Origin of the sequence: Heyndrickxia acidiproducens DSM 23148 (assembly GCF_000374345.1) — a bacterium.
Classification (GTDB): Bacteria; Bacillota; Bacilli; order Bacillales; family Bacillaceae_C; genus Weizmannia; species Weizmannia acidiproducens.
Genome location: NZ_KB893979.1, coordinates 96,469 through 110,012 on the forward strand (window position 1 = coordinate 96,469; position 13,544 = coordinate 110,012).

The 13,544-nt window shown below is 47.6% G+C and carries 13 protein-coding genes; 12 read left to right on the top strand and 1 reads right to left on the bottom strand.

The features are described 5' to 3' along the window. The first annotated feature begins 124 nt into the window (after positions 1-124). The 6 genes from C232_RS0102925 to recD2 all read left to right on the top strand — a co-directional run bounded on the left by C232_RS0102925 (position 125) and on the right by recD2 (position 6,782). Entirely contained in the window at positions 125-796 is a 672-nt protein-coding gene (locus C232_RS0102925; protein WP_018661098.1) for a YczE/YyaS/YitT family protein, read from the top strand. Next, on the top strand, positions 793-1,212 hold the full coding sequence (gene cymR / locus C232_RS0102930) for a cysteine metabolism transcriptional regulator CymR (protein WP_018661100.1): 420 nt from the start codon (positions 793-795) through the stop codon (positions 1,210-1,212). Before C232_RS0102925 ends, cymR begins: the two co-directional genes overlap by 4 nt. Before the next feature lie 17 nt (positions 1,213-1,229). Further along, on the top strand, positions 1,230-2,375 hold the full coding sequence (locus tag C232_RS0102935; protein ID WP_018661103.1) for a cysteine desulfurase family protein: 1,146 nt from the start codon (positions 1,230-1,232) through the stop codon (positions 2,373-2,375). Positions 2,376-2,391: 16 nt separating this feature from the next. Further along, positions 2,392-3,507, top strand: a complete 1,116-nt coding sequence (gene mnmA / locus C232_RS0102940; RefSeq protein WP_018661105.1) for a tRNA 2-thiouridine(34) synthase MnmA — start codon at positions 2,392-2,394, stop codon at positions 3,505-3,507. 152 nt (positions 3,508-3,659) lie between these two features. Beyond that, entirely contained in the window at positions 3,660-4,328 is a 669-nt protein-coding gene (locus C232_RS0102945) for a tetratricopeptide repeat protein (RefSeq protein WP_018661106.1), read from the top strand. Positions 4,329-4,355: 27 nt separating this feature from the next. Then, positions 4,356-6,782, top strand: coding sequence for an SF1B family DNA helicase RecD2 (recD2, locus tag C232_RS0102950; RefSeq protein ID WP_018661108.1), 2,427 nt, complete (start codon positions 4,356-4,358; stop codon positions 6,780-6,782). A gap of 20 nt (positions 6,783-6,802) precedes the next feature. Here the strand turns inward: recD2 and C232_RS0102955 are convergent, their stop codons facing one another. Next, the gene (locus C232_RS0102955) at positions 6,803-7,258 is read right to left on the bottom strand and encodes a YndM family protein (protein ID WP_018661109.1); all 456 of its coding nucleotides are present in this window, start codon (positions 7,256-7,258) and stop codon (positions 6,803-6,805) included. Positions 7,259-7,684: 426 nt separating this feature from the next. Between C232_RS0102955 and C232_RS0102960 the strand changes: the two genes are divergently transcribed. From C232_RS0102960 to C232_RS0102985, 6 genes are all read left to right on the top strand, one after another. Next, complete coding sequence (locus C232_RS0102960) at positions 7,685-7,873, top strand: hypothetical protein (protein ID WP_018661111.1); 189 nt, start codon at positions 7,685-7,687, stop codon at positions 7,871-7,873. 92 nt (positions 7,874-7,965) lie between these two features. After that, positions 7,966-9,057 (top strand): AI-2E family transporter, encoded by a 1,092-nt coding sequence (locus C232_RS0102965; RefSeq protein ID WP_018661113.1) that lies wholly within the window; start codon positions 7,966-7,968, stop codon positions 9,055-9,057. A gap of 354 nt (positions 9,058-9,411) precedes the next feature. Continuing rightward, positions 9,412-12,057, top strand: a complete 2,646-nt coding sequence (gene alaS, locus C232_RS0102970; protein ID WP_018661115.1) for an alanine--tRNA ligase — start codon at positions 9,412-9,414, stop codon at positions 12,055-12,057. 157 nt (positions 12,058-12,214) lie between these two features. Continuing rightward, positions 12,215-12,484 carry an IreB family regulatory phosphoprotein gene (locus tag C232_RS0102975; protein WP_018661117.1) on the top strand — a complete coding sequence of 90 codons (270 nt, stop codon included), beginning with the start codon at positions 12,215-12,217 and terminating at the stop codon, positions 12,482-12,484. Then, the gene (gene ruvX / locus C232_RS0102980) at positions 12,485-12,901 is read left to right on the top strand and encodes a Holliday junction resolvase RuvX (protein ID WP_018661119.1); all 417 of its coding nucleotides are present in this window, start codon (positions 12,485-12,487) and stop codon (positions 12,899-12,901) included. It abuts the gene before it with no gap. A gap of 13 nt (positions 12,902-12,914) precedes the next feature. After that, positions 12,915-13,223 (top strand): DUF1292 domain-containing protein, encoded by a 309-nt coding sequence (locus C232_RS0102985; protein WP_018661121.1) that lies wholly within the window; start codon positions 12,915-12,917, stop codon positions 13,221-13,223. The last annotated feature ends 321 nt before the right edge of the window (positions 13,224-13,544 follow it).

The following is a 13,544-nucleotide window of genomic DNA, read 5'->3' on the forward strand; positions in this document are numbered from 1 at the left end:
CTTAGTGCGATGGACTTTGTCTTCAGTTCAGCAGCCGGCCGCTTCCATTTCACATCATCCTTATATATATGCTATAATATCTTAAGCTCAATCCAGTATGCTATTCGAATAGGGGATCGAATAAGTGGAATACAAAGGGGATATTTATAAGCGGTTGGCGGTATTTACGGCCGGGCTTTTGGTGATGTCTTTTGGCATTGATTTATTTATTGTTTCAGGCCTCGGCGCAACACCTTGGGATACACTGCATGTAGGGCTATATGAGCATCTTGGCTTGTCAATTGGTTCATGGTCGATCATTGTCGGCTTTTTTGTTTTGGGGTGTTCTGCACTTTTCATGAAAGAATGGCCGCAATTCGGGGCCTACTTAAACATGATATTATGCGGGTTATTTATTGACCTGTTTTTAAAATTGCCGTTTATGGTTACGCCAGATACGCTGATGGGAAAAATGATCATGTTTGCCGGCGGTTTGGTCATTAACGGCTATGGAATGGGCATTTATATTTCAGCCCGGCTTGGAGCGGGACCGCGCGACAGTTTTATGCTTGCGGTCAATGAAAAAACAGGATGGAAGGTATCAAATGTGCGGCGCGGCATGGAAGTGCTCGTCTTACTCGCAGGGTATTTACTTGGCGGCCCTGTTTACATTGGAACCATTTTGTACTCGCTTGTCATCGGTACGATCGTCGGCTTTGCCCTTCCGGAGTGCCAGTGGCTGACAGATAAATGGCTGAAAAAAGCCGGTATAAAAAAACAAGGGGGAAAAGATGTGAAAAGAGGTGCGACGTTTTGAAAATTTCAACGAAAGGACGTTACGGATTAACGATTATGATTGAACTGGCGAAGCGATATGGCGAGGGTCCGACTTCGCTGAAATCCATCGCCCAGAGCCAGAACCTATCCGAGCATTATCTGGAGCAGCTGATTTCTCCGCTCCGGAATGCCGGTTTTGTCAAAAGCATCCGCGGCGCTTACGGCGGCTACTGTTTGACAAGGAAACCTTCCCAAATCACAGCCGGCGACGTCATCCGCGTGCTGGAGGGGCCGATCACTCCGGTGGAAGGCATTGAAGATGAGGAACCGGTCAAACGCCAATTATGGATCCGAATCAGGGATGCGGTCAAAGATGTACTGGACAGCACAACGATTGAAGATCTGGCGAAATACCGTGAAGACGGTGAAACAGATGCGTATATGTTTTATATCTAACATTCGAGGTGTGAAAATTGGATAGAATTTATTTAGACCATGCGGCAACATCTCCGGTCCATCCGCATGTAGCGGAAAAAATGATTCAGGTGCTGACAGACTCCTTTGGGAATGCATCAAGCATTCATTCTTTCGGAAGGGAAGCACGCCGTATTTTGGATGAGAGCCGGCAAACGATTGCCGATAGCATCCATGCGCGCTTTAACGAGATTATTTTTACAAGCGGCGGAACGGAAGCCGATAATTATGCGATTCTCGGCACGGCGGAAGCAGCAGGCGGAAAAGGCAAACATATTATTTCGACGGCCATCGAGCACCATGCTGTTTTGCATACGCTGCAATACCTCGAAACAAAAGGCTATGAAGTGACCTATTTGCAGCCGGATGAAACCGGGCGTATTGATGTGGAGGATGTCAAAAAAGCGCTCCGGGATGACACCATTTTGGTCAGTGTCATGTATGGCAATAATGAAGTGGGGACGGTACAGCCGATCGCGGAAATCGGCGCACTCATCAAACAACACCAGGCCTATTTCCATACCGATGCTGTCCAGGCTTACGGATTGGTAAAACTGGATGTTGACGCCTTAAACGTGGACATGCTTTCGGTATCTGCCCATAAAATCGGCGGGCCAAAAGGAATCGGCTTTTTATATGCGCGGACAGGGACAGTGCTGAAAAATCGCAACTTTGGCGGGGAACAGGAACGAAAGCGGCGCCCGGGTACGGAAAATATCGCCTCCATTGCGGGATTTGCGGAAGCGGTCCGGATTGTGCAGCAGACACTGCCTGACAAGCAAAAACAATATCAGGCGTATAAAAAACGGTTTATAGAAATTTTACAGCAGGAAAAAGTCAATGTTATTCTGAATGGCAGTGCAACGGCATCCCTGCCGCATGTCCTTAATCTAAGTTTCCCGGGAACAGATGTGGAATCCATGCTTGTCAATCTGGACCTGGCAGGGATTGCGGCCTCGAGCGGTTCAGCATGTACAGCCGGGTCAATTGAACCGTCGCATGTGCTTGTCGCGATGTTCGGCAAAAAATCGGAAAGGCTGCGCAATTCGATCCGATTCAGCTTCGGCATTGCCAATTCGATGGAACAAGTGGAAACGGCCGCCCGCAAAACTGCGGAAATTGTACGGCGTTTCCAGGAAAAATAGAAAGCAGGGAGGCATTATGAAAAAAGCACCAAAAGATACCAGAGTCGTCGTCGGCATGTCGGGCGGCGTGGATTCATCCGTTGCCGCCTACCTGTTAAAGCAGCAGGGATACGATGTAATCGGCATTTTTATGAAAAACTGGGATGATACAGATGAAAACGGTGTCTGCACGGCGACGGAAGACTATAATGACGTGATCCGCGTCTGCAACCAAATCGGCATTCCTTATTACGCAGTCAATTTTGAAAAACAATACTGGGATAAAGTTTTTACTTATTTCCTTGATGAATACAGAGCCGGGCGCACACCGAACCCGGATGTGATGTGCAATAAAGAAATCAAGTTTAAAGCCTTTCTTGACCATGCCCTGAATCTTGGCGCGGACTATTTGGCAACGGGCCATTATGCACGGGTGGCTGATCGCGGCGGTGAGTATAAAATGCTGCGCGGATTGGATGGAAATAAAGATCAAACTTATTTCCTGAATCAGCTCAACCAGGATCAGCTTTCACGTGTAATGTTCCCGATCGGTGACCTGGAGAAGCCGCGCGTGCGCGAAATCGCGAAAGAAGCCGGGCTTGCAACCGCTGCGAAAAAAGACAGCACCGGCATCTGTTTTATCGGCGAACGGAATTTTAAAGAGTTCCTCAGCAATTATTTGCCGGCACAAAAAGGCGTAATGATGACATTGGACGGCAAGGTGATGGGCGAGCACGAAGGCCTGATGTACTACACAATCGGCCAGCGCCATGGCCTTGGCATCGGCGGCAGCGGTGAACCGTGGTTTGCGGTCGGCAAAAACCTCAAGGACAATATCCTGTATGTGGAACAAGGTTTCAATCACCCTTCCCTTTACTCTGATTACATGACAGGGGTCAATGTAAACTGGGTATCGGATCACAAGCCTGATGCTGAATTTACATGCACGGCGAAGTTCCGCTACCGCCAGCCGGATCAGAAAGTAACGGTTCAATGTATTGGGGATGATGAAGTCAAAGTCATTTACGACGAACCGGTGCGTGCCGTCACTCCGGGGCAGGCCGTCGTTTTTTACAATGGCGAAGAATGCCTTGGCGGTGCTACAATCGATAAGATTTATAAAAATGAAGAACAGCTGATGTATGTAGGATAAGCTTACATGCCGGCATGCTCACTTTAACAGGGTGGGCATGTCTTTTTTTTGTGGAAAAAGGCACGGGTGAGCTGTCTGGATCGGCGCGTGCCACAGGTTTTGGCGTTTTATGCTATAATGCTAGTATCATCAAACAGGAGTGTAGCAAGAACATGGACAACAAACAACAAGGGCTGGAAGCATTCCGGCAGAAAAAATATGACGAGGCGTTGAAGTGGTTTAATGAAGCAATTGAAGAGAACCCGGACGATCCGCTTGGTTACATCCATTTCGGCGATGTGCTTTTAGCGGCGGGCGAAGCGGAAAAAGCCCTGAATTTCTATAAGAAAGCACTGGAATTAAAAGAACTGCCGGCGCCGTATTACAGCTTGGGGACTATACATTATCAGCAGGGCCGCTATGAAGAGGCGGCAGGCTGTTTTGAAAAAGCGCTCCGGCTCGGGCTTGCGGATAAGGATACGCATTTTATGCTTGGCATGTGCTTTGTGATGCTGAATCATCCGCGGTTTGCGATTCCGTATTTGCAAAGGAGCACTGAACTCGATGAAACGGATGCAGAAGCGCGTTTCCAATATGCGCTTGCACTTGTCAAATCGAACATTGCAGAAGAGGCGCTGAAACAATTCCGGCAAGTACTTGCAGCCAATCCGGAACATGCCGATGCCTTGTATAATACGGGCGCGATTTATCTGCAATTTTACAGGCAGCCGGACGAAGCGCTGCAATATTTTGAACAAGCCGTGAAAATCCAGCCTGACCACCTGTTGGCCGGGTACGGGATTAAAGTGGTTGAAAAATTAAGGGAAAATGGCGTGCAGTAGCCTCCCGTGTTGTAAGAGGTGGTTGGAATGGAAAAACAGCATGCGATGGATTTGTTCCAGGATCAGGAAAAGTATATTAAGGGGAAGCATCTGGTCACCATCTTCCACAATGAACAAAACCTATATTCCGTGATACGTGTACGGATTGAGGAAACAAATGAAGAACTGCATGAAAAAGAAGCAGTGATAACCGGCTACTTTCCGCGCATCCATGAGCAGGAAACGTATACCTTTTTTGGAAAAATGCAGGAGCATCCAAAATTTGGCCCGCAATTTCAAGCCAGCCGCTTCCAAAAAGAAATTCCGAATACAAAACAGGGGGTTGTCGATTATTTATCAAGTAACCTGTTTAATGGAATCGGCAAAAAAACCGCGGAGAGAATTGTGGAGGCGCTCGGGGAAAATGCGATCAGTAAAATATTGGAGAATCCTTCCGTCCTGGAAAAGGTGCCGAAGCTTGCCGCGGACAAAGCACAGCTGCTCCATGAAACACTGATGGAGCATCAGGGCCTGGAGCGAGTCATGATTGGCTTGAACCAGTTCGGTTTCGGCGCGCAGATCGCGATGCGCATTTATCAGGTATATAAGGATGAAGCGCTGGAGACGATCAAGAAAAACCCATACCAGCTCGTGGAAGATATCGAGGGGATCGGCTTTGGGCGCGCTGATGAACTCGGCCGCAAGCTTGGCATCAGCGGTAACCACCCGCACCGCATCCAGGCCGGTTGCCAGTACACGCTCGAAACGGAAAGCATGCAAAACGGCCATGTTTATTTAGAGGCCGATGAACTGGCCCGTGACGTAAAAACACTGTTGGAAGAGTACCAAAATATTGAAATCCCGATTGACATGGTAAACACCGAACTCCTCAAATTACAGGAAGAAAGTAAAGTGGTCATGGAAAACGGCAAAGTATACCTTCCGTCGCTTTATTTTTCTGAAAAAGGCATTGTCTCAAATATTGAGCGCTTGATGTCGCAAACCGAATACGAAGAACAGTTTCCCGAATCCAAATTTCTGCTTGCACTTGGTGAACTGGAAGAAAGAATTGGCGTCGAATACGCGCCGTCGCAGCGGGAAGCGATCCAAAAAGCGCTGATGAGCCCGATGATGATCTTAACGGGAGGACCCGGCACCGGAAAAACAACCGTCATTAAAGGAATTGTTGAACTATACGGGGAACTGCACGGCTGTTCGCTTGATCCGGATACTTATAAGAAAGATGAGACATTTCCAATTGTGCTGGCTGCGCCAACAGGACGGGCTGCCAAACGGATGGCGGAATCGACGGAACTGCCGGCAATGACAATTCACCGCCTGCTTGGCATGAACGGACAGGAAACATTGGACAATGATGAAAAACGCGAGGTCGAGGGGAAACTTTTAATTGTTGACGAAATGTCAATGGTCGATACATGGCTTGCCAACCAGCTGTTAAAAGCACTGCCTGATGACATCCAGGTGATTATGGTTGGCGATGAAGATCAGCTGCCTTCTGTCGGACCCGGCCAGGTGCTGAAGGATTTGCTCAAATCAGGTGTAATCCCGACTGTCCGGCTCACTGATATTTACAGGCAGAAAGATGGCTCCTCAATCATTGAACTGGCCCATTGTGTAAAAGAAGGCATCATACCCGAAAACGTCATGCAGCAGCAGGCGGACCGTTCCTTTATCCGCTGTTCGGCAGGCCAGATTCCGGAGGCGGTTGAAAAAGTTGTCGAGAGTGCGAAGCGGAAGGGCTACTCGGCAAAAGACGTCCAGGTTTTGGCGCCGATGTACAGGGGGCCGGCGGGTATTGACCGGCTGAACAGGCTGTTGCAGGATCTGTTTAATCCAAATGAGACAGGTACCCGCAAAGAAATGAAACACGGCGATGTTGTATACCGGATCGGCGACAAGGTGCTGCAGCTGGTGAACCAGCCGGAACATCAGGTGTATAACGGTGACATTGGTGAAATTATTTCAATTTTTACGGCAAAAGAGAACACGGAGAAGCAGGATATGATGATCGTTTCTTTTGAAGGGATTGAAGTCACCTATACACGCCCGGATTTTAACCAGATTACGCTTGCCTATTGCTGTTCTATCCATAAATCGCAGGGCAGTGAGTTCCCGGTCGTAATTTTACCGGTGGTTAGAAGCTATTACCGGATGCTGCGCAGGAACCTGCTGTACACTGCGGTTACGAGAAGCAAAAAGATCTTGATTCTGCTTGGTGAAGAATCAGCTTTCCGGATGGGAATTGAACGGGAAGACGATCAAAAACGGAAGACGACGCTGTGTGAAAAACTCCAGGCATTAAAACCTGCCGAAAAAATCCCCGGCAGCACCAACGGGGATAGGCTGTTTTTAACAGAGGAAAATTGGAACCAGGTGGACCCGATGATCGGGATGGAAGAGATTACTCCCTATTGTTTCATGGCAAAAAATGAAAAAGAAACTACCAATGCTTGATGAATTGGTAGTTTTTTTCATTACTGTTTATTGCCGTTAGATTTATCTGCGCCGATATCCGGCCTGATTTCTTCACTGCTTTCCGTCTGGTAGTTCATACCCGGGCGGGCGCTTCGCCGCGGTACATCCTGCCTGAGCACATAATCGGACAGATATTGGTGGTAAAAATGTTCAAAAACAGTGATGACAACGGCAGCCCCGAGCGATACATACACAGCCGGGAGCTGGTTATGGATAAAGAAACGGCTCAGCCCCCAGATGATCGAAAAAGAAAGGCCGAGGTCGCATGCTAAAGCAAACCACTCGTTGGAGCGCGGCAGCATTCCTACATCCAAAAGGAAATAGGAGAGCAGCCCGAGGGTGACGGCCGTAATCAGAATGCCCGCCGTGGACATGCCAAAAATAAGGCCGAGCGCCAAATATAAAAGGATAAAATAGCCAAACAATTTGATGGCCAAAGGTTTAAGATGATTCATCATTTCACTCCCTGCAAATGGCAGCTGCCATTAAATTTTCTTTTTGGGGGACCGCTTTTCATCCAGTCGAAAGGCAATGGACGCTTCACGTGCTTTTTGACAAACCGGAGACGGCTTGTGTCTGCTGCTGTTTTTCATTTTCTTATCTCCACCTCCTCATTATTTTGCATTGTAGAACGTCAGATATGCGCAGACTTCCGCCTAAAATCGTTGTCCCGGAGAAAACCGGCCATACGAACAAGGACGGGCCATCCAAACCGGACCGGCCGGGATGGATTTTACAGATACAATGTATAGCGATTGGAAAAAATGGGCATATTGGTAAGGAAATATGAGGATGGCTTTCTTTTATTTGTTTTCAAAAAGCAAACCTGAATGGGTTTCTTCGTGAGCCATCGTCGGTAATCTGTAGCGAGGTGGCTTAACATGATGAAATGCCCGAACTGCCAAAGCAAAGACATCGGAAAAATCGGCATCAACCAATACTATTGCTGGAACTGCTTTATTGAGTTATCAATCGCAAATGACACAATTCATACCCATCAAGTTGAAGAAGATGGCACTTTAAGTTCATTGGATGATTTATTTGACGAAAATTCACGCAAATTAAGCTGAACCATAATAGCGGGGCAGGGCTGAACTTATTGTAAAAAAACTTTTCATAAACTTTCTTCTTTCGCAGAAACTTGAAAGAAGGAGGTTTTTTTATGCACCGGACAAAAAGGGATTGGCTTTATAAAATGGCGTGGTTTTTGTTTATTTTGATCATTTTATATGTCTTGCTGCTGCTGAAACCGTTTTGGGCACCAATTTTGCACGTAGCCATGACGATTCTGGTCCCTTTGCTGATCGGCGGTTTTATCGCCTATATCCTCCATCCCCTTGTTGAATTTCTGCATGAAAAAGGGCTGCATCGCGGTATCGCCATCTGCATCATTTATTTTCTGTTTTTCGGCGGCATCGGATACGGGATATACCGCGGGCTGCCGCTTGTTATTGCGCAAATGACAGATTTATCCGAACATATCCCGCAGTTTGCCGACCAATACCGGGATGGCGTCACCTATTTGCAAGCGTCGATGAAGCATTGGCCGGACGGGCTGCAGGATCAAATTGATGAACGTATCGAGCGCTTTGAATGGTGGCTGTCTAAAAACGTCTCCAATTCCATTAATGTGCTGATGAAGCTGGTCAATTATGCTTTGGCGCTTGCAGTCATCCCATTTATTTCATTTTACCTGCTGAAAGACATTGAAGTGGTGAAAAAAGCGGCATGGGCTGGCGTCCCGAAAAAATGGCGCAGATCCGTTCTGCGGTTTATTCGCGATGTTGACTATTCGATTGGCGGTTATATCCGCGGGCAGCTGCTCGACTGCCTGATTATCGGATTTCTCTCGTTTATCGCATTTGCCGTCCTTGGAATTAAATATCCGATTTTGCTCGGTATCATCATTGGTGTGACGAACGTCATTCCGTATTTCGGCCCGATTTTAGGCGCGATCCCGGTTTCTGTTATTGCCGCCACGATTTCATTAAAGTATGTGGCATATGTCATTGGGATTGTCTTTGTTTTACAATTTATCGAGAGTTATATTTTATCCCCCTTGATTGTCGGAAAGTCGCTCCATCTCCATCCGCTGTTTATTATTATGGCGTTAATCGCCGGTGAAGAGGTTGCCGGTGTTGCGGGGCTGATCCTTGCCGTTCCTGCACTCGCGATCCTGAAAGTAGCCGCCATCCATGCAAAACAGCATTTGCTCCATCTGTACCGGGCAAACCAGGTTGACAAAGTGGAATAAACTTTTTTATAATGCGGATATAGTCAAATAGCGAAAATCGAAGAAAGATCGAGTATGTTATAGGCCATTTACCCCGCATTAGCGCGGTGCAGAGAGGAATTTCCGCGGCTGAAAGAAATTCCAAATGAAGGATAACAGAAGGCTAATCTGGAGAGCAGGAAAACCCTGCCGTTTTGCCCCGTTACCGGCACTGGAGAGAAAGGCGTTTTTTTGCCTTTAATCAGGGTGGTACCGCGAGCAAGCCCCTCGTCCCTGTCCTTAGGATGGGGGCTTTTTTGCGTTCAAAAATAACAGGCGGACGAAATGGTAAGCGTTCATGACCATCGATTTTTAAATTGCATAGGAGGTTTTTATATGAAAAAAAGAACAAGTGCTGAAATCCGCAGCATGTTTTTGGAGTTTTTTAAAGAAAAAGGGCATAAAATTGAGCCGAGTGCATCGCTGGTTCCTGTAAATGATCCGACTTTATTATGGATCAACAGCGGAGTCGCAACGCTGAAGAAATATTTTGACGGGACGGTGGTGCCGCAAAATCCGCGGATCGTGAATGCCCAGAAAGCGATCCGGACCAATGATATTGAAAACGTAGGAAAAACCGCACGCCACCATACATTTTTTGAAATGCTCGGGAATTTTTCGATCGGCGACTATTTCCGCGAAGAAGCAATTTCCTGGGCGTGGGAACTGCTCACATCCGATAAATGGTTCGGCATGCCGAAAGAAAAACTGTATGTAACAGTTTACCCGGATGATAAGGATTCCTACAACTGCTGGATTAAACTCGGGGTTTCACCTGACCATATCATCCTTCTGGAGGACAATTTCTGGGAAATCGGCGAAGGCCCATCCGGACCGGACACCGAAATCTTCTTTGACCGCGGCGAAACATATGACCCTGAACATCTGGGCATCAAGCTGCTGGAAGAGGATATCGAAAACGACCGCTATATTGAAATCTGGAATATCGTATTGTCGCAGTTCAACGCAACGCCGGGCCTCCCGCGCAGCGAGTACCCTGAATTGCCGAAGAAAAACATTGATACCGGAATGGGCCTTGAACGGATGGCGTGCGTGCTCCAGGGCGTGGACACGAACTATGACAGCGATTTGTTTATGCCGATTATTGAACAAGTAGAGAAAATTTCCGGCAAAAAATACCGCAGTGGCGATAAGACAGAGACAATGGCGTTTAAAGTCATTGCCGATCATATCCGCACGGTTGCGTTTGCCATTGCGGACGGCGCCCTCCCGTCGAATGAAGGCCGCGGTTATGTGCTCCGCCGTTTGCTGCGCCGCGCTGTCCGCTATGCAATCCAGTTAAATATTAACGAGGCATTTATGTACAAGCTTGTGCCGACGGTCGGGCGCATTATGAATTCGTACTATCCCGAGGTCGAGCAAAAAGCGGCATTCGTCCAGAAAGTGGTACGCTCTGAAGAAGAACGCTTCCAGGAAACATTGAACGAAGGTTTGTCGATTTTAGAGGAACGGATTGCTTCTGCAAAAGCGAATAACCTGAAGAAACTGCCGGGAGCAGATATTTTCCGCTTGTACGACACATATGGCTTCCCGGTTGAACTGACAGAAGAATATGCGCAGGATCAGGGCCTTGAAGTCGATCATGAAGGCTTTGAGAAAGAAATGGAACGGCAGCGTGAACGCGCCCGCAACGCACGCCAGGAAGCGGAATCGATGTCCGTGCAGGGCGGGGTGCTGCGTGATATCACAGTTGAAAGTCAATTTATCGGCTACAGCCGGCTGCAGGCAACAGCCCGTGTCCTCGTACTGATCAAAGATGATGAAGTGGTTGAATCTGCCCGGGCCGGGGATGAGATCCAGTTTATTTTGGACCAGACGCCGTTTTATGCTGAAAGCGGCGGCCAGGTGGCGGATGAAGGCATCTTAACCGCTGATGGCCTTGAAGTACAGGTGAAAAACGTACAAAAAGCGCCAAATGGGCAAAATCTTCATCAGGCTGTTGTAGGATCCGGGAAGATTACGGCCGGCCAGGAAGTTTTTGCACAGGTCAATGAAACAGAACGTAATCACACGACGAAAAACCATTCTGCAACCCATCTGCTTCACCAGGCATTGAAAGACGTGCTCGGTGCGCATGTCAACCAGGCCGGATCATTGGTAGAACCAGGCCGGCTGCGTTTTGACTTCTCCCATTTCGGCCAGGTCACAGAGGAAGAATTGGAAAGAATCGAAACCATTGTGAACGAGCAAATCTGGGCCAGCCTGCCGGTCAAAACGGAATTGAAAAAACTGGACGAAGCGAAAGCAATGGGCGCTATGGCATTGTTCGGTGAAAAATACGGCGATATCGTACGGGTCGTCTCCATGGGCGATTTCAGCCTCGAACTTTGCGGCGGCTGCCATGTTTCCAATACGGCGCAAATCGGTTTGTTTAAAATTGTCTCTGAAACCGGAATCGGCGCCGGCACGAGACGGATCGAAGCTGTCACCGACCAGGCTGCGTACCAGTTCATGCAGGATCAGATTCACTTGCTGAAAGAAGCAAGTGATCAATTAAAAGTCAAACCAACAGAACTTGGCAGCCGAATTGAGGCTGTATTGCATGAAGTAAAAGAACTGCAGCGGGAAAATGAATCGCTGGCAACAAAACTGGCCAATATTGAAGCGGGTTCGCTCGTCGACCGTGCCAAAGATGTTGACGGGATTCAGGTGCTGGCTGCAAAGGTAGAAGCAGGCGATATGAACCAGCTGCGGAATATGGCTGATGATTTGAAACAAAAATTGTCAAGCGGTGTTATTGTATTAGCCGCGGCCCAGGAAGGCAAAGTGAACATCATTGCCGGCGTAACAAAAGATTTGGTCGAAAAAGGTTACCATGCCGGAAAACTTGTCAAAGAAGTGGCAACACGCTGCGGCGGGGGCGGCGGCGGCCGTCCGGATATGGCGCAGGCCGGCGGAAAACAACCGGAAAAAATCGAATCCGCCTTACAATTTGTAGAAGAATGGGTAAAATCCGTTTGAATCGGGATTAAAGTAGTGTACAATGGAAAAAAGACAGTGGTTTGCATGGATGAAGATTTTTCATAGAATGTTCCAGCACCTTAGATATAAATCCATGATCGTGTAACGTATTTTTCACTGACAAAAAAGCCAATCTCTAAAGAGAGGTGCTACTTTAATGAGCTCATTTGATAAAACAATGAGGTTTAATTTTTCAGAAGAACCAATGGAGCATGAAGTGAAAGAAGTGCTGCTGCATGTGTACAGCGCGCTCCAGGAAAAAGGCTACAACCCGATCAATCAAATTGTAGGTTATTTATTGTCAGGCGATCCGGCTTATATTCCGCGCCATCAGGACGCCCGCAATATGATCCGCAAGCTTGAACGGGATGAAATTATCGAGGAATTGGTGAAATCCTATTTGAAACAGCATCGCGAGGGATCATAATTGAAAATCATGGGTCTTGACGTTGGCTCAAAAACCGTTGGCGTGGCTGTCAGCGATGAGCTGGGGTGGACTGCTCAGGGCATCGAGACAATTGCCATTGATGAAGAGAAAAGAAAATTCGGCTTCGACAGGGTGGCTGAGCTGGCCAAAACCTACAACGTTGAAAAAATTATCGTCGGTTTTCCGAAAAACATGAATAACACCATCGGGCCAAGAGCCGAGGCAAGCAAAGCGTATGCTGAAGAACTGAAGAAACGTTTAAACCTCCCTGTTATTTTATGGGACGAGCGTTTAAGCACAATGGCTGCGGAAAGAATATTACTGCAGGCCGATGTCAGCAGGAAAAAAAGGAAAAAAGTAATTGACAAAATGGCTGCAAGTGTAATTTTGCAAGGATTTCTTGACAGCCAAAACTAACGAGGTGACTTTAATGGCAGATAACCACAATCATGATCATGAAAATCATCAGCATATTACCGTTGTTGATGAAGAAGGCAACGAACAATTATACGAAGTCCTGTTTACGTTTGAATCCGAGGAATTTGGAAAATCGTATGTTCTCTACTATCCGATTGGCGCTGAAGAAGATGGGGATGAAAGCATCGAAATCCATGCTTCTTCTTATTTGGAAAACGGAGACGGGACAGAAGGCGACCTCCAGCCGATTGAAACCGATGAAGAATGGGATATGATCGAAGAAATGCTTAACACTTTCCTCGATGAAAAAGAGGCTGAATAATGAAAAAAGATCCGGCACAGACACTGCCGGATCTTTTTTGCTTGTGCGCCGTGCATGGCGATTCGCTTGGCGGTGAAAGTCCGCTATGGGGGTAGATAGCAACCAACCATTAGCCAAAAGCAAAGGTGTCCATCGTGAGGTGGAATCTGAAGGAAGCCGGAGGCAAAATTCTGACCCGAGGAACACGAACATCATCAGGCGTTCTTTCACAGGGTGAGACTGCAAGACAAGTCAAAGCCCAAAAGCTATCCGGATGTGAAAGCGTAAATGGTGCGGGTGCATGGAATGAAAGTGAATCGCCTTACCACGGGAGGTCTCACG